The 15,941-nt window shown below is 31.5% G+C and carries 16 protein-coding genes; 13 read left to right on the forward strand and 3 right to left on the reverse strand.

What is annotated here, in order from left to right; genetic code table 11:
• The first annotated feature begins 146 nt into the window (after nt 1-146).
• The 8 genes from Q0870_RS08445 (at nt 147) to Q0870_RS08480 (ending at nt 7,710) form a co-directional block, all read left to right on the forward strand.
• Nucleotides 147-1,175: a rod shape-determining protein gene (locus Q0870_RS08445; protein ID WP_019388210.1), complete on the forward strand. Its 1,029-nt coding sequence runs from the start codon at nt 147-149 to the stop codon at nt 1,173-1,175.
• A 14-nt stretch (nt 1,176-1,189) separates the two neighbouring features.
• Nucleotides 1,190-2,005 (forward strand): rod shape-determining protein MreC, encoded by an 816-nt coding sequence (gene mreC, locus Q0870_RS08450; protein ID WP_298554463.1) that lies wholly within the window; start codon nt 1,190-1,192, stop codon nt 2,003-2,005.
• Nucleotides 2,006-2,512, forward strand: coding sequence for a rod shape-determining protein MreD (locus Q0870_RS08455; protein WP_298554467.1), 507 nt, complete (start codon nt 2,006-2,008; stop codon nt 2,510-2,512).
• Complete coding sequence (gene mrdA, locus Q0870_RS08460; RefSeq protein WP_298554469.1) at nt 2,509-4,446, forward strand: penicillin-binding protein 2; 1,938 nt, start codon at nt 2,509-2,511, stop codon at nt 4,444-4,446. The genes Q0870_RS08455 and mrdA overlap by 4 nt, the downstream gene beginning before the upstream one ends.
• Entirely contained in the window at nt 4,446-5,723 is a 1,278-nt protein-coding gene (gene rodA, locus Q0870_RS08465) for a rod shape-determining protein RodA (protein ID WP_298554471.1), read from the forward strand. The genes mrdA and rodA overlap by 1 nt, the downstream gene beginning before the upstream one ends.
• A gap of 69 nt (nt 5,724-5,792) precedes the next feature.
• Nucleotides 5,793-6,419, forward strand: coding sequence for a peptide deformylase (gene def, locus Q0870_RS08470; protein ID WP_298554474.1), 627 nt, complete (start codon nt 5,793-5,795; stop codon nt 6,417-6,419).
• 68 nt (nt 6,420-6,487) lie between these two features.
• Nucleotides 6,488-7,117, forward strand: coding sequence for a hypothetical protein (locus tag Q0870_RS08475; RefSeq protein ID WP_298554476.1), 630 nt, complete (start codon nt 6,488-6,490; stop codon nt 7,115-7,117).
• A gap of 20 nt (nt 7,118-7,137) precedes the next feature.
• Complete coding sequence (locus Q0870_RS08480) at nt 7,138-7,710, forward strand: outer membrane beta-barrel protein (RefSeq protein ID WP_298554479.1); 573 nt, start codon at nt 7,138-7,140, stop codon at nt 7,708-7,710.
• A 20-nt stretch (nt 7,711-7,730) separates the two neighbouring features.
• Here the strand turns inward: Q0870_RS08480 and gldC are convergent, their stop codons facing one another.
• Together gldC and gldB are read right to left on the reverse strand one after the other, a co-directional pair.
• A complete protein-coding gene (gldC, locus tag Q0870_RS08485) occupies nt 7,731-8,069 on the reverse strand; it encodes a gliding motility protein GldC (RefSeq protein WP_298554482.1) in 339 nt (112 codons plus the stop codon).
• Nucleotides 8,069-9,046, reverse strand: a complete 978-nt coding sequence (gldB, locus tag Q0870_RS08490) for a gliding motility lipoprotein GldB (protein WP_298554485.1) — start codon at nt 9,044-9,046, stop codon at nt 8,069-8,071. Before gldB ends, gldC begins: the two co-directional genes overlap by 1 nt.
• Before the next feature lie 75 nt (nt 9,047-9,121).
• On the opposite strand from gldB, the gene nadE reads away from it, so the two are divergent.
• Both nadE and Q0870_RS08500 read left to right on the forward strand, forming a co-directional pair.
• Nucleotides 9,122-9,910 carry an NAD(+) synthase gene (nadE, locus tag Q0870_RS08495; RefSeq protein ID WP_298554488.1) on the forward strand — a complete coding sequence of 263 codons (789 nt, stop codon included), beginning with the start codon at nt 9,122-9,124 and terminating at the stop codon, nt 9,908-9,910.
• A gap of 96 nt (nt 9,911-10,006) precedes the next feature.
• Nucleotides 10,007-10,636 (forward strand): response regulator transcription factor, encoded by a 630-nt coding sequence (locus Q0870_RS08500; protein ID WP_298554491.1) that lies wholly within the window; start codon nt 10,007-10,009, stop codon nt 10,634-10,636.
• Nucleotides 10,637-10,757: 121 nt separating this feature from the next.
• Here Q0870_RS08500 and dnaG read toward each other — a convergent pair whose 3' ends face one another.
• A complete protein-coding gene (gene dnaG, locus Q0870_RS08505; protein ID WP_298554494.1) occupies nt 10,758-12,716 on the reverse strand; it encodes a DNA primase in 1,959 nt (652 codons plus the stop codon).
• Nucleotides 12,717-12,864: 148 nt separating this feature from the next.
• Here dnaG and Q0870_RS08510 point away from each other — a divergent pair, with 148 nt between their 5' ends.
• The 3 genes from Q0870_RS08510 (at nt 12,865) to Q0870_RS08520 (ending at nt 15,855) form a co-directional block, all read left to right on the forward strand.
• Nucleotides 12,865-14,046, forward strand: a complete 1,182-nt coding sequence (locus Q0870_RS08510; RefSeq protein WP_298554497.1) for a tyrosine-type recombinase/integrase — start codon at nt 12,865-12,867, stop codon at nt 14,044-14,046.
• Between the two features lie 72 nt (nt 14,047-14,118).
• On the forward strand, nt 14,119-14,973 hold the full coding sequence (locus Q0870_RS08515; protein WP_298554500.1) for a tetratricopeptide repeat protein: 855 nt from the start codon (nt 14,119-14,121) through the stop codon (nt 14,971-14,973).
• Between the two features lie 159 nt (nt 14,974-15,132).
• On the forward strand, nt 15,133-15,855 hold the full coding sequence (locus Q0870_RS08520; protein WP_298554502.1) for a hypothetical protein: 723 nt from the start codon (nt 15,133-15,135) through the stop codon (nt 15,853-15,855).
• The last annotated feature ends 86 nt before the right edge of the window (nt 15,856-15,941 follow it).

Here is a 15,941-nt window from a genome sequence, read left to right on the forward strand (position 1 = left end):
TGATAGTCTGAAAACCGATTAATTGCGTATAAGTTAAAGGCACAATATTTTAATGCGAATTTGACCCCCTTAAAAGTCATATATTTATTAACTTTTATTACATTTACGGGATTCGTTTTTAAACCACTTTAAATTTTTAATTACACATGGGATTTTTTGATTTCTTAACAGAAGAAATTGCAATAGATTTAGGTACTGCAAATACGCTTATAATTCATAACGATAAGGTTGTGGTTGATGCGCCTTCTATAGTTGCTCGTGACCGTATTTCTGGCAAAATTATTGCCGTAGGACAAGAAGCAAGCTTAATGCAAGGTAAAACTCATGAAAATATTAAGACCATCCGACCTCTCAAAGATGGTGTTATTGCAGATTTTGATGCTTCGGAACAAATGATTAGTATGTTTATTAAAAACATACCGGCTTTGAAAAAGAAGTTTTTTACACCTGCATTGCGTATGGTAATTTGTATTCCTTCTGGGATTACAGAAGTGGAGATGCGTGCGGTTAAAGAGAGTGCAGAACGTGTGAATGGAAAAGAAGTGTATTTGATACATGAACCAATGGCTGCAGCTATTGGTATTGGAGTGGATATCATGCAACCGAAAGGAAATATGGTGGTGGATATAGGTGGCGGTACTACCGAAATTGCCGTTATTGCTTTAGGTGGAATTGTTTGTGACAAATCGGTTAAAATTGCCGGTGATGTCTTCACCAACGATATAGTTTATTACATGCGTACGCAACACAATTTATATGTTGGAGAACGTACAGCTGAAAAAATAAAAATACAAATTGGCGCTGCTACTGAAGATTTAGAGTTACCACCAGAAGACATGAGCGTTCAAGGACGTGATTTATTAACTGGTAAGCCTAAGCAGGTTTCTATTTCTTATAGAGAAATTGCTAAGGCGCTTGATAAATCTATTTTACGTATTGAAGACGCGGTTATGGAAACCTTATCTCAAACGCCTCCAGAATTGGCTGCCGATATTTACAATACTGGTATTTATTTAGCTGGTGGTGGTTCTATGTTACGTGGTTTAGATAAACGCTTGTCACAAAAAACAGATTTACCTGTTTACATTGCAGAAGACCCATTACGTGCAGTAGTTAGAGGTACAGGTATTACACTTAAAAATTTACCTAAATATAAAAGTGTTTTGATAAAATAGAGACCCTATAAATCATGCAACAGATTATTAATTTTATAATAAGAAACAAAAACTTTTTGTTGTTCTTGTTGCTATTTGGTTTCTCCATTTTATTTACTATTCAGTCCCACTCTTACCATAAAAGTAAGTTTATAAATTCTGCTAATTTTTTAACTGGCGGTGTTTACAATTCTGCAAATAATGTTAGTAATTATTTCAAATTAAAATCTCAAAACAAGCTTCTTTCTGAAGAAAACAAAAAGCTACGTTCTTTACTACTTAATTCTAAAACAGAAGTAGATTCAAGTTTTATTGACAGCTTAACTTTTGGAAAATCCTATAGATTTTACAGTGCTAATATTATAAAAAATAGCTACGCTTTAAACAATAATGTTTTAACCTTAAATAAAGGATTCAACGACAGTATTCGTCAAGATTTTGGTGTTATTTCTTCAAAAGGTATTGTTGGAATTATAGATAAAACAAGTGGAAATTACGCTACAGTTATATCTATTTTAAATTCAACAAGTAGCATAAGTGCACAACTAAAAAAAACAAATCATTTGGGATCTTTAATATGGAATGGAAAAGATTCTAAATTCACACAACTTATTGATATTCCAAAAATAGCAAATGTTAAAACTGGCGATAGTATAATTACATCAGGGCAATCTTCTATATTTCCTAAAAATGTTCCTATCGGCACTATTGAAAGCTTTAAACTTGATCAAGCCGAAAATTATTACGAAATTAACGTAAGGCTTTTTAATGACATGACTAGTATAGAACATGTTTACATAATTGAAAATGTAAACAAAGAAGAAATAACTAATTTACTAAGCAATAATTAAATGAATAGTATTCTTTCTATACATACCATCCGTTTTATTGCCTTAGTATTTGTTCAGGTTTTAATATTGAACCACATAAACTTTTTGGGTTATATAAACCCATACATATACATTGTTTTTATTGCCCTATTTCCAGTTAAAAACAACCGTATAGTATTAATTTTATTAAGTTTTTTAATTGGCATAACTATAGATATGTTTTTAGACACAGGAGGTATTCATGCGGGTGCGTGTGTGTTTACAGCGTACGCTCGTCCTTTAATTTTAAAATCATCTTTCGGGATGATGTATGAGCACCAAACAATTAAATTTAATTCTGTAGAGTTTGGCTCAAAACTCATCTATTTCACCCTACTTATTGTCCTACACCATATTGTTTTATTTTCATTAGAAATATTTAGCATTTCTAAAATACTTTTAATACTCCAAAAAACGTTATTCTCAAGTATATTCACTATTTTATTAAGTGTTGTTGTAACTATAATTTTTAGTAGAAAAACTAAATGAGACAATTTTTACTTTTCATTTCTATAATTGCTGTCGGCATATTATTTATAGCAAGGTTATTCTACCTTCAAGTTTATAATTCTAGCGGCCATAACTTATACGAAGATAATGCCATAAGAAAAGTATATGATTATCCTAAACGCGGTTTTGTATATGATAGAAATGGCAAATTACTTGTAGCTAATCAACCTTCTTATGATGTTATGGTTATCCCTCGGGAAGTTGAACCTTTAGACACGCTTGAATTTTGTGAATTATTAAAAATTAACAAAGAGCAATTCACCAAAAAATACGAAAAAGCTAGACATTATTCCCCAAGACTACCATCGGTTTTTGTATCGCATTTATCTAAAGAAGATTATGCTGTTTTACAGGAAAAAATGAGAAAATTTGATGGATTTTATATTCAAAAACGTTCACTTAGAAATTATGAAACTACCATTGGTGCTAATGTTTTAGGTGATATTGGCGAAGTTAATAATAGAGACATAAAAAAAGACCCGTACTACAAAATGGGTGATTTAAAAGGGAAACAAGGTGTCGAGGCTTCATACGAAAAAACACTTCGAGGAATAAAAGGTATTAAATTCATTCAAAAGGATAGATTTAACAAAAATATTGGCCCATATAAAGATGGAAAGTTTGACACTATTCCCGAGCAAGGCAAAGATATTACTATAACCATTGATGCACAACTCCAAGCCTATGGAGAATTGCTCATGCAAAATAAACGCGGTGGTGTTATTGCTATTGAGCCTGCTACAGGAGAAATTTTAGCGATGGTGGCAGCTCCTACATACGATCCCAGTATTCTGGTAGGAAGAAATCGTTCAAAAAACTTTACAAAGCTTATAAGAGACACCATTGCAAATCCTCTTTTTAATAGAAGTATTCAAGGTGTTTATGAACCTGGTTCGCCTTTCAAATTAATGAATGCATTAATTGCACTTCAAGAAGATGTTTTAACTCCAGAAGAAACCGTTACCTGTTATGCAGGTTATAAATATGGTAATCGATTTATGAAATGCCATTGTAATAGAGGTACTAGAAACAACATGATTGGAGGTATTCAGCGCTCTTGCAATGCTTATTTTGCCACTACTTATAGGAAAATTTTAGATAAAAACAATAATACTTCTGAAGGTGTCGACCGTTGGAGTAACCATGCTAAAAGCTTTGGTTTAGGTAATTTTTTAAACAACGATTTATTTGTAGGCCAGAAAGGAAGAATTCCAAATAGAGCCTATTACAAACATATTTACCCAAAAACCTTTTATTCTACTTATACAATATCCAATGCTATCGGACAAGGTGAAGTTGCAACCACCCCTATTCAACTAGCAAATATGGCTGCAGCTATAGCTAACCGAGGTTACTATTTTACGCCACACATTATAAAAAATATTGAAAACGAAACCTTACCAGAACAGTTTACTAAACCTAAGTACACCACTATTGATAAGCAAAATTTTGAACCTGTAATTGAAGGTATGTTTCAAGTTTACAAAAAAGGCACTGCTGCATCATTACAAGTAAAGGATATTGATATTTGTGGAAAGACAGGTACTGTTGAAAATTTCGTGAAAATAGATAGCTTAAAAACACAATTAACCGATCATTCTATCTTTGTAGCTTTTGCGCCTAAAATCAACCCAAAAATAGCCATAGCAGTTTTTGTTGAAAATGGATATTGGGGCAGTCGATTTGCTGGTAAAGTAGCCAGTTTAATGATTGAGAAACATATAAAAGGCCAAATAACTAGAAAAGATTTAGAAGAATGGTTATTAAAACATAGTTTAGAAAACGAGTACGCTAAACCGTATTCAGGAGAGCCTTTTAAAATTAATGGTTACACTAGTTTGCAAATTGTTGAAGAACAAGAATATTACCGATTAAAAAAAGAATTAAACCGAATTAATAAATCAGAAAATTAATGGTTAGGGATACTAACAAACATTTTAAATTTGATTGGATTACTATTATACTTTTCTTTCTGCTAGTTGGTTTTGGATGGCTAAATATTTTGTCGGCATCGCATACTGGAACAACAATAAACTATTTTGATTTCTCTCAACCATTTGGCAAACAACTTATATTTATTTTTTTAACCTTCGGCTTAATTATCCTATTGCTAGCCGTTGACGCTAAGTTTTACGAACGGTTTTCAAGTGTTATTTACATCATATCTATGCTCTCTTTACTTGGGCTTTTTCTTTTTGGTAAAAATGTAAATGGTGCCACATCTTGGTACGCGATTGGCGGAATGACTATTCAACCCAGTGAGTTTGCAAAAACAGCTACAGCTCTTGCCGTAGCTAAATATGTTAGTGATTTAAACACCAATATTAACAACTTTAAAGACCAAATAAAAACCTTTATTATTATTGTTATTCCTGCTATTTTAGTGTTACTACAAAACGATACTGGTAGCACCATAGTTTATGGTGCTTTCTTTTTTGTCTTGTATCGTGAGGGGTTACCAAAATACCATTTAACTATAGGCATTTCAATACTATTACTTTCAGTATTATCATTAAAATTTGGGGCTATTATAACATCAGTAATAGCATTTATATGTTTAACAGCACTTCATTTTTTAAGTAAAAAAAGGCTTAAAATATTTCAATCTATTTTTATTTTAATAGCTGCTTTAGCTGTTTCTTTTGGGGTAAAATTCTTTTACCAAAGTATATTACAACCTCATCAACAGGACAGAATAAGCCTTTGGTTACGTTTAGAAAAAGACCCAAAAAAGCTTGAGCAAATGAAACGTACTTTTGCTTATAACTTAAACGAATCTGAAAAGGCTATTAGTTCTGGTGGCTTTACTGGGCGAGGTTTTATGGAAGGTACACGAACTACTGGAAAATTTGTGCCAGAACAACACACCGACTATATATTTAGTACTGTTGGTGAAGAATGGGGGTTTTTAGGAAGCGCCTTTGTAGTCATTATTTTTGTATTACTCCTGCTACGTATCCTACATTTAGCAGAGTTACAAAAATCGCAATTTAGTCGCGTTTATGGTTATGGTGTCGCCTCCATTATATTTATACATTTTTTTATAAATATTGGCATGGTTATGGGCTTAATCCCAACTATTGGTATTCCGTTGCCCATGTTTAGCTATGGAGGCTCTGGGCTTTGGGCTTTTACAATTCTTATCTTTATTTTCATAAAACTAGACTCCAACAAAATAAATGAATGGTAAACCATAATGTTTTTTTTGATTATCTCACTCATATGGAACAAACAATCAGCTTTTAATTATCGTAGTTAGATGAAAAATCACTTCTTCTTAGTTTTTATTCTGATATTAACTATCGGGTGTTCTAGCACAAAAAATGTTATTAAAAATTCTTTTTCTCCGGAAGAAGTAGCGTTAATTATGAACGCAGACAGCTTAAAACCCATGCGTGTTTATAAAATTAATAACAAAACAGATTCTTTATTGCTTAGAACCAAAAGTGGTTACATAAAACCAAGCTTAAAAGACCCTATTTTACAAAATTTTGTAAAACGGCTTTATGCTACGGTAAGAGATAGTATGTCTTTGGGTGTTGGTATTGCAGCACCGCAGGTTGGTATTTTAAAAAATATTATTTGGGTACAGCGTTTTGATAAAGAAAATTTTCCTTTTGAAGTGTATTTGAATCCAAAAATAATAGCTTATTCTGACAATAAACAAACGTTAAAAGAGGGTTGTTTATCCATTCCTGATAGAACAGAAACACTTAATAGCAGATCGTTTTCTATTACTATTGCATATGATACTATGAAGGCTGAACATAAGTCTGAAACGATTACTAGCTTTACATCGGTTGTTTTTCAGCACGAAATAGATCATTTAAATGGTATTTTATATCTAGATCATTTAGATAAAGAAGCCAAAGACACTAAACATTAATATTACCTAAAAAGTATTATATTTATAACCGTTGAACACAAAATTTATAAAAATTTAAAACAAGCTGTATGAAGTCCCTTGATTCACAGACAAGTGCGTTAGGGATTGAAGTGGATAGCCCACAGCCCGACGTAGGAGGTGCGAGGACTTGTAATGGAAAGCCCGACCCTTGTGGTAACGCCCAAATAATTTATCTTGAACTAAAATATAAACCTATAAAAATGAAAAAAGCAACCTTAACTTTAGCGCTTATTATTACATCTTTAACGCTTTGCCACGCGCAAAAAATTGACATAGAAAAAGTGTTTGGTGGTTATAAATACACCCATAATGACGAACTGGTTTCTATTGGTGATTTAGCATCAATTATGGAATCGAACACCGAAGCTTTTGAATTGATAAAAAAAGGAAGAACTAGCCGAGGCCTTTCGGCTGTACTAGGTTTTGCCGGTGGCGCACTTGTTGGTTGGCCTTTAGGCACTTCAATACGCGGAGGAGATGCCAATTGGACTTTAGCCGGTATTGGCGCTGGACTTATAGCTGTTGCAATTCCGATTTCTAATGGTTCTAACAAAAAGATTAACCAGGCAGTAGAACTTTATAATGCATCATTAAACTCGACATCGCAAAACACTTTTAAACCTGAATTTAATATTATTGGAAATGGTAAAGGGATTGGTTTATCGATGAATTTTTAAGAGTTTACAATGAAACTATTATGAAGCAAAAACTGGTGTTAATATTATTACTTTTTTGTTTTAAAGCTTTTTCTCAAAATTCAAAATTTAATTTTGAAGCTAATTACCCTATAGCAATTGACAATAATTTTATTGGAAGAAATTTTAATGGTATTATTGACTTAGGATTAAAATATCGTTTTTCAGATTTAGAAATTGTAGATCTTGGTGTTTCATTAAATGCAGGAGTTTTTAAAAACACTATAGAAGACATAATACAACCTTTTGATGTTTTCCTTTTTGTAATACAACCCAGATTATTTGCTGAATTAAACTTAGAATCAATTAGCAAGTTTCATCCATTTATTGGGCTAGGTTATACAGTAATTAATTCGAATGCCAGAGGTTTTGATAGTTTTAATTCACCAAATAGAACGAGTGAAACACAAAGTGGGTTTAATGTAAATTTAGGTTTTGCATTGGATGTATCTGATGCATTATATGCTCAAATTCAATACGATTTTACAAAAATTAATTTAGATACTAATACGCCAGATATTGTATACAATACAAATGTGAATATTTTAAAAATTGGTTTAGGATACAGGCTATAATACCATAGTTAAAGGATAACTTACTTACCTTTCAGCTCTAATTTTTCCGCAAAATAATCGCAAAAATCTTTCATTGTAGCACTCATTTTTTCATCTTGAGTTGCTCTTTTAAAAGTATCACTCATAGCTACTAAAGTTTGATGAAAAAATACTTTCATCTCATCTACAGGCATATCTTTTGTCCATAAGTCTATGCGCATTGCCTCTTTAGTTTTAGCATCCCAAACAGCAAGTATCATAGCCTTAGCTTCTTGGTTGGTTACACCACCATCTTGTGCTGTCCAATGTAGTTTTTCTGGCACACGATTTTCATCAAGTTCTACCTTAAGTTCTATTTTTGAAGTTGTTGTATTTGCCATTACTTACGCGGTTTAAACTTTGAGTTATTAAAAATATCTTCTGTGCTTTTTATAAGCATTTCTTTTAAAGAAACATCATTTTGATTCATATAAGCTCTAACAATTTGCCAACCTATATATTGTCCTAATTTACCAGGAGATTCGGCATCAATTTCTAAATAAAACTTAGAGAATGGTGCCGGATTTATAAACCGCCTTGGCAATTTTGTATCTGTACTAAACAACAATTCGCGACTTACAAAATAGCGCCATATATAACTTTCATTTAAAATAGCCCATTCCATTTCTGCCTCACTATAGCCAATACGTTCGGCTTCGGTTTTAAAGGGCAGCATAACATCTTTAAAATATAATAATTTCCCTGAGTAAATCATTTCATCAAGTAAAGTCTTACGGTCTGACTGATAAGTGTATTTTTCTGCATATTTGTTAGCTAGATCAACTACCATTTGTACTTGATTAAAGCCAGCTTTTAAATAATTGGATATGCTTCCATAAAATTTATGCTCGCTTCCTAAATAAGAATCAAGTGCTATTACTGAAATTGTATCTGTAACCACAACTCTATTTCTATAATCTACATCGTTTGTTGTCGTAATTATTCGAGGCGGATTAAATTCTGGAAAATAATATTTTAAATGATTAAATAGTGATTCTATTTCTAATTCAATTGGGTTAAAATCTAAAAATGTTTTATCGACTTCGTTAAATAATTGAACCTGTAACGTATCTGTTTTTTTAGCTAACCAAAAAGAATCGGTAAACTTCTCAGGAAACATAAATGGATAAGCTGTCTTTAAATCTGATAATTTTTCAGAAGTAACTTCTGCAAACAACTTGTCAAAACGTTCTATTTTGATATTAGTGTTTATATTTGCAATTTCGGTTTCTAGCCTATTTTCCTTTTTGCATGAAACAATAAGTATCATAACACATAAAAACAATAATATAGATTTCATAGAAAACTTAAACGTCATAAATTTTTATAAATTGGGCGTAAGGGTTATTTTTGTTTACAAAGGTACTATTATTACTAATAAATTCATTTAAAAATGCAAACAGAAAAAGTTGTAAATCATATTGTAAATTGGTTAAAAGAATATGCTACCAAAGCTGGTGTAAATGGTTTTGTTGTTGGTATTTCTGGGGGCATTGATTCTGCCGTAACTTCCACATTATGTGCTAAAACAGGGCTTAGTGTTTTATGTGTTGAAATGCCAATTCATCAAGCCGAAAGTCATGTAAGTAGGGCTCATGAACATATTGCGCAACTTAAAAAACGCTTTGACAATATTGATGACACTCGAGCAGATTTAACTCCTGTTTTTGAGGAGTTTAAAACCGAAGTGTTTATGGATGGTGAGCAAGCTACCATTGATATGGCTTTAGCAAATACACGTGCCAGATTAAGAATGACTACGCTTTACTACTACGCTGGTCTTTATGGATTACTAGTAGCGGGAACGGGCAATAAAGTAGAAGATTTTGGCGTTGGTTTTTACACTAAATATGGTGATGGTGGTGTGGATTTGAGTCCTATTGCCGATTTATTAAAATCGGAAGTATATCAAATAGGTGAATTTTTAGAAGTTCCTGAATCCATAATGAAAGCAGCTCCTAGCGATGGACTATTTGGTGACACTAGAAGCGATGAAGACCAAATTGGCGCCTCATACCCCGAATTAGAATGGGCCATGAAAATGGATGAAGAAGGCAAAACTGCCAACGCTTTTTCTGGAAGAGAAAAAGATGTATTTAACATCTATAAACGCTATAACGACAATAACAAACATAAGATGATTCCTATACCTATTTGCGATATTCCCAGTAATTTGATGTAATCTTTGCAGATTATTTAAAAAAGTCTTACATTTACGCCAAGCTTAATCTCTCAACCTAACTATCTCTCAATTAGTTATTTAAAAAAAGCTTTTATTATGATAAAATTATTAATAGCAGACAACCACCCAATTACGAGAAAGGGACTAGAAGTTCTTTTTTCCGCCGCATCCAATATAAAAATTGTTGGAAGCGTAGATGATGGCGAGGCCATCTTAGATTTTGTTAAGAAAAATCCTGTAGACGTTATTTTAACCGAAGCTGACTTTCCGAAATTAAATGGATTGACAGTTTTACGTTACTTAAAAAATGACTTTCCAGACATTAAAACCATTATTTTAAGTGCACAACCGGAAGAAGTTTATGCCATTAACGCCATTAAAGCTGGCGCAGCGGGTTACATAAACAAATCTGAGAATGTAATTACAATTAATGAAGCCATTTTGAAAGTACATGATGGAGGTATTCATTTAAGTAACGACTTGACTCAGCAACTTGCTTTTGGCACTAGAGTTAATAAAGGTGGTAATTTTTACAAAAAACTATCAACTAGAGAAGCCGAAGTTTTAAAGCTTCTTACTATTGGTAGAAAAAACAAAGAAATCTCTAAAGAGTTAGATATTAACGAAAAAACTGTTAGTACTTACAAAGCGAGATTAATGCGAAAACTTAAAGTTACTAACTTAGTTGATTTAGTAAATCAAGCTAAACTTAGCCAACAAGTATAACAAGTATTTATAATACTCTGTTTAATTTTCTAGATAGCAACATTTTTAGACCCGAATAATCTTTTACTTCTTCGAGTATATTTCTATTTGGGTCTATTTTATATTATTTACTACTGAAATTCTATAAAACTTTGCCCAGCTTTCTTGATAACAACGTTTTTAAATTTAAATAATCTTGAGTATTATTTAATATTTCTCTATTCTGCTCTCCTTTATCTGGATTTATACTAGACATAAACTCATCAATTTTTTTTTCTATTAAATGACACCTTAAACGCAAAATAGTTTCAGAAACAAATTGTGTTAGTCCTTCTATCTTAGTTTTAGGAAATATATTTTGTTCATTCCATCTGCTTAATTCATATTTATCATCATCCATCAAAATAGAAGTTATTGCAGGAGAAACATTTTGATCAGCTATATTTATTATTTTTTTCAATTCAAAATTAGCGTCTTGATTTAACCTATCTATAATAGTGTAATAAAGTGTTTTAAACTGCTCATTAGTAAATTGCATTTCATCATCTTGCAAATCTAAAAACACCTTTTCAAAAACTTTGGCTTGATGAATTACAGGTTCTAATTCTAAATCGCCTTTATCATTTTCTTTTAAAACTAAATCCTCAAAATCTTCAGTTTTATTTCCATAAAGCAATAGAATTTCTATTATTTTACGTTCTAAAACATATTGCACATCAACCTTTTTAACAGGTTGTTGATGCTTAATAACGTCAAAAGCTTTTTGCTCGGTTTTATTATTTTTTTGTTCCTCTTGTATTTCTTTTTTATCTATTTGCGCCAAAGTACTAAACAGCACTTCCTCGCTTAAATCCATAATTCTAGCGCATTCTTGAATATAAATTTCTTTTTTAATGCGATCAGGAATTTTAGAAATACTATTTACTATATCTCTTACTGTTTCAGCTTTTTTTATTGGGTCGTTTTTTGAGTCTTCAAATAATATTGAAGCTTTAAACTGAATAAAATCTTTAGCATTATCGTTTAAGTATGTTGTAAGCTCATCTAAGGTATTTTGTTTTGCAAAACTATCTGGGTCTTCACCTTCTGGAAATGAACATACTTTAACATTCATGCCCTGTTCCAGAATTAAATCTATACCACGAAGTGATGCTCGCATACCAGCAGCATCTCCATCAAAAAGCACGGTAATGTTTTTTGTGAGTCGGTTTATTAGCCTTATTTGCTCTGAAGTTAAAGCGGTTCCTGAGGAAGATACTACGTTTTTAATTCCTCTTTGATGAAACTGAATAACATCTGTATAACCTTCAACTAAATAACAATTATCTTCTTTTGCGATGCTTTGTTTAGCATGATAAATACCATATAACACTTTACTTTTATGATAAATATCACTCTCTGGAGAGTTTACATATTTGGCTGCTTTTTTATCGGTAATTAAAATACGACCGCCATAACCTAATACCCGACCACTCATACTTTTTATAGGAAACATAACGCGTCCTTTAAACCTATCAAATCGTTTATCTTCCTTTACAATGGTAAGCCCTGTTTTTTCTAAAAAATCGATATTATAGCCTTGTTTTAATGCTTCGTCTGTAAAGGCTTGCCATTCGTTAAGCGAATACCCTAAATCGAATTTTTTAATGGTATCATCAGTAAAACCACGTTCTTTAAAATAGCTTAACCCAATGGATTTCCCTTGGTCGGTTTTATGTAATACTTTTTGAAAATAAGCATTTGCAAATTCACTAACTAAATATAAGCTTTCTCGTTCGTTTGCTTTTTCTTTTTGTTCGTTAGATTGCTCTGTTTCCTCTATTTCAATATTATATTTTTTAGCCAAATAGCGTATAGCTTCAGGATAAGTAAAATGCTCGTGTTCCATTAAAAACGACACAGCAGTTCCTCCTTTTCCTGTTGAGAAATCTTTCCAGATTTGCTTTACTGGCGACACCATAAAACTTGGTGAACGCTCATCACTAAACGGGCTTAGCCCCTTAAAGTTACTTCCTGCTTTTTTTAATTGCACAAAATCGCCAATAACCTCCTCAACTCGGGCGGTTTCAAATACTTGATCTATAGAAGAAGCTGATATCAAAAATTAGCAGTTTTAGTATTTGTAAAAGTAACATAAAATTACGCATTACTCAAGTAATGAAAGCTAGACAGCTTTTAAAATAAAATATTGATTTATGTAGTATTAAATATGTTTAAATTGTTTATTTTTAGGACAAACTACTTCGTACATGAAAGACATGCCATTAGTTACTTTAGCTCCAAAACATCATAGAAAAGAGCATCAAATTACTATAAATTTTAAATACAATACTGATTTAATTGCAATTATTAAAGACATGCCGAAGGCTAGATGGAGTAAAAACTTAAAAACTTGGTATATTAAAAACACGCCTGAAAACTTAAAATTGATTTTCAAATTGTTTAAAGGAAAAACTAAAATAAATGCTGAAGCTTTATTTAATAAAAGTATGCCCATGCATCAATATCCTAAAAAACGAATTAGAAATTTATCCAAAACCAACCGAAGTTTATTAAACAACTTTTATAAATATTTAAAAGGAAAGCGATACAGTCAAAGTACAATAGATACTTATACACAACAAATTGCAGACTTTATAGAGTATAATAATGATATGGATATAGATACTTTAACCAATCGAGATGTTGAATTATTTATTGAAACTATTTATATTAAACGCAATTATAGTATTAGTACACAAAGACAATTTATCAGTGCTTTAAAATTATTTACTACTTACTTTCCAAACACTTTAATTAATGACTTACAATTAACAAGACCAAATAAGTCCAAAAAATTGCCTACAATTTTATCGCATCAAGAAATGATACGTTTATTACAATGCACACCAAATATAAAACACCGTATGGTTTTGGCTTTATTATATTCGGCCGGATTAAGGATAAGCGAGTTAATTAATTTAAAAATAGAGCATTTACATATTGATAGAAATCAAATATTAATAAAAGACGCAAAGGGAAGAAAGGATAGGCTTGTTGGAATAGCTAAAAGTATTTTACCATTATTAGAAAATTATTTGATTACATATAAACCAGAATTATACATGATAGAAGGGGGTAAAGGGAATAAATATACCGCTGGTAGTATTAGAAAATTTTTACATAAAGCTTGTAAAAAAGCTCAAATAAAGTATATAGTTACTCCTCACACTTTAAGACATAGTTATGCAACACATTTATTAGAACAGGGTGTTGGGTTAAGACACATACAAGAGCTACTAGGGCATAGTAGACCTGAAACAACTATGATTTACACTCATGTAGCTAGAAAAGATTTATTAGACATACAAAGCCCATTAGATAATGCCGTTAATCTATTAAGAAAAAACCAAAATCATGCACAAAAGGTAATCATATCCCGAAATATATAGGGGATATTGATTACTTTAGTAATCATATAACTAGTTGTGCGTAATTTGAGAAAATCATTGCTAAAATTGAATATGATTAATTTTTTTAGAAAGAATAAAAGATTTGTTTCCGAAAAAGGATTTAAAGAAAACGCAAAGCATCAATCAGAAATGAATGGACAAACACTTGGTGTTTTATCTCAACACGGAGTAACCGAACTAAGCGAATTAAAATTAGATTATTCATTTTATACGAACAAAAAAGAAAAAGCTGAAGAGTTAAATTCCGAATTGAAAACCAAACAATACGAAACATCTGATATTGTAAAAGAGAAAAAGTATTGGAGAATACACGGTTGGACACGAAAAATAAAGATGGATAATAATTCAATCGATAATTGGACAACTGAAATGTGTCAATTGGGCTATAAACACGATTGTGAATTTGATGGTTGGGGAACTATACCGCAACAAGATGAGAACATTGTTGTGCCAGAAGAATTAAGCGAAATGGATTGTTTCGATAAAGGATTAGAATTTTGGAATAATAGTGAATTTGAGAAATCAGAAGCTTATTATTCAAGAGCTATTGAATTAAACCCAAATAAAAGTTCATTCTATTATAACAGAGGAATAGCTAGAGGTTCGAGAAAGAATCTAATTGGAGAAATAGAAGATTACAATAAAGCTTTAGGAATTAATCCAGATTACGAAGAGGTTTATTGTAACCGTGGAGCAGCGAATGATGAATTAGGTAATTACCAAGAAGCATTGAACGATTATAACCAAAGTATAAAACTAAATCCCGACAAGTCTACTTCATATAGAAATATGGGAAACACTTTTTACAGAATTGGAGAAAAAGAAAAAGCTTGTGAACAATGGAAAAAAGCACTTGAACTTGGAGATAAATCCGTAAAAAAAATAATCGAACAGTATTGTGAATAAAAAACTACGCACAACAATGGCTATAAATAATTGCTTGTTCTCGCCTACTTCTGAAAATCCTTGCGGATTTTCGGTTTGGTGTGTACTTGCAAAGTTAAGTGCTAAACCACGCAACTACTCATAGCCGAGACCGTTGTGTTCAATTTAAGACACCGATAGATGAGAGGATATTTTCGGAAAATAAAATATTGGATTAGCGATTGGAAATTTCGTCGGAATCACGACAAGAACGCTAAACTACTGAATGGCGATATGGATAAAATGCGCTACCTATTAAAAGCTAATGATATAATAAAAATACTTACTGAATTAGAAGAAAAAGCAGGGTTAAGTCCTTTTGATATTGTTCCTTTCTTAAAGAAAATCGAATTAATGTCTAATGACCATATAAAAACCGAACGAAATAATTCTAAATTCACCTTAGACAGAGAATCTAACACTAATCTTTTTAATGAACTATCGGAACTTGGTTTTTTAACAGTAATAGAGAATAAATTGTATTCATTCCATAATGGAATAAAATATCCAACACCCCCAAATGATAGCGTGTTAATTGTAAAGTTGTCACCCAAAGGAATTGATTATTTAATTGAGTATAGGAAAAGAGAAAAAGACAGATTTTATCAAAAACTTACAATTGGACTTTTGGTAGTCGCATCAATACTATCATTACCTCAAGCTTGTAATCAAACTTCAGAATGGTTTAAAAAGGACGACACCATCTACAAAATAGACATAGTTGACAAAGATAGCGTAGCAAAAGAGAATAAACACCCAAATATAACAGATGATACGGAAGACAATATCAGAAGTGGAAATGCCAACATAAAAAAAATAACGCCAAAACCAATATCTGAAACGACTGAACATAAAAAAAACTAAACACAACATTGTATAAAATTAATTGCTTGGTACTCGCCTACTTACGAAAATCCTTGCGAATTTTCTACTAGGTTTGTACTTGTTAA

Source organism: uncultured Algibacter sp. (assembly GCF_947487575.1).
GTDB lineage: Bacteria > Bacteroidota > Bacteroidia > Flavobacteriales > Flavobacteriaceae > Algibacter_B.

Bases quoted from the DNA above. Each gene is read 5' to 3' on its own strand.
- Q0870_RS08445 (WP_019388210.1), top strand. From the start codon at position 147: ATGGGATTTTTTGATTTCTTAACAGAAGAAATTGCAATAGATTTAGGT.
- mreC (WP_298554463.1), top strand. From the start codon at position 1,190: ATGCAACAGATTATTAATTTTATAATAAGAAACAAAAACTTTTTGTTG.
- Q0870_RS08455 (WP_298554467.1), top strand. From the start codon at position 2,006: ATGAATAGTATTCTTTCTATACATACCATCCGTTTTATTGCCTTAGTA.
- mrdA (WP_298554469.1), top strand. From the start codon at position 2,509: ATGAGACAATTTTTACTTTTCATTTCTATAATTGCTGTCGGCATATTA.
- rodA (WP_298554471.1), top strand. From the start codon at position 4,446: ATGGTTAGGGATACTAACAAACATTTTAAATTTGATTGGATTACTATT.
- def (WP_298554474.1), top strand. From the start codon at position 5,793: ATGAAAAATCACTTCTTCTTAGTTTTTATTCTGATATTAACTATCGGG.
- Q0870_RS08475 (WP_298554476.1), top strand. From the start codon at position 6,488: ATGAAGTCCCTTGATTCACAGACAAGTGCGTTAGGGATTGAAGTGGAT.
- Q0870_RS08480 (WP_298554479.1), top strand. From the start codon at position 7,138: ATGAAGCAAAAACTGGTGTTAATATTATTACTTTTTTGTTTTAAAGCT.
- gldC (WP_298554482.1), bottom strand. From the start codon at position 8,069: ATGGCAAATACAACAACTTCAAAAATAGAACTTAAGGTAGAACTTGAT.
- gldB (WP_298554485.1), bottom strand. From the start codon at position 9,046: ATGACGTTTAAGTTTTCTATGAAATCTATATTATTGTTTTTATGTGTT.
- nadE (WP_298554488.1), top strand. From the start codon at position 9,122: ATGCAAACAGAAAAAGTTGTAAATCATATTGTAAATTGGTTAAAAGAA.
- Q0870_RS08500 (WP_298554491.1), top strand. From the start codon at position 10,007: ATGATAAAATTATTAATAGCAGACAACCACCCAATTACGAGAAAGGGA.
- Q0870_RS08510 (WP_298554497.1), top strand. From the start codon at position 12,865: ATGAAAGACATGCCATTAGTTACTTTAGCTCCAAAACATCATAGAAAA.
- Q0870_RS08515 (WP_298554500.1), top strand. From the start codon at position 14,119: ATGATTAATTTTTTTAGAAAGAATAAAAGATTTGTTTCCGAAAAAGGA.
- Q0870_RS08520 (WP_298554502.1), top strand. From the start codon at position 15,133: ATGAGAGGATATTTTCGGAAAATAAAATATTGGATTAGCGATTGGAAA.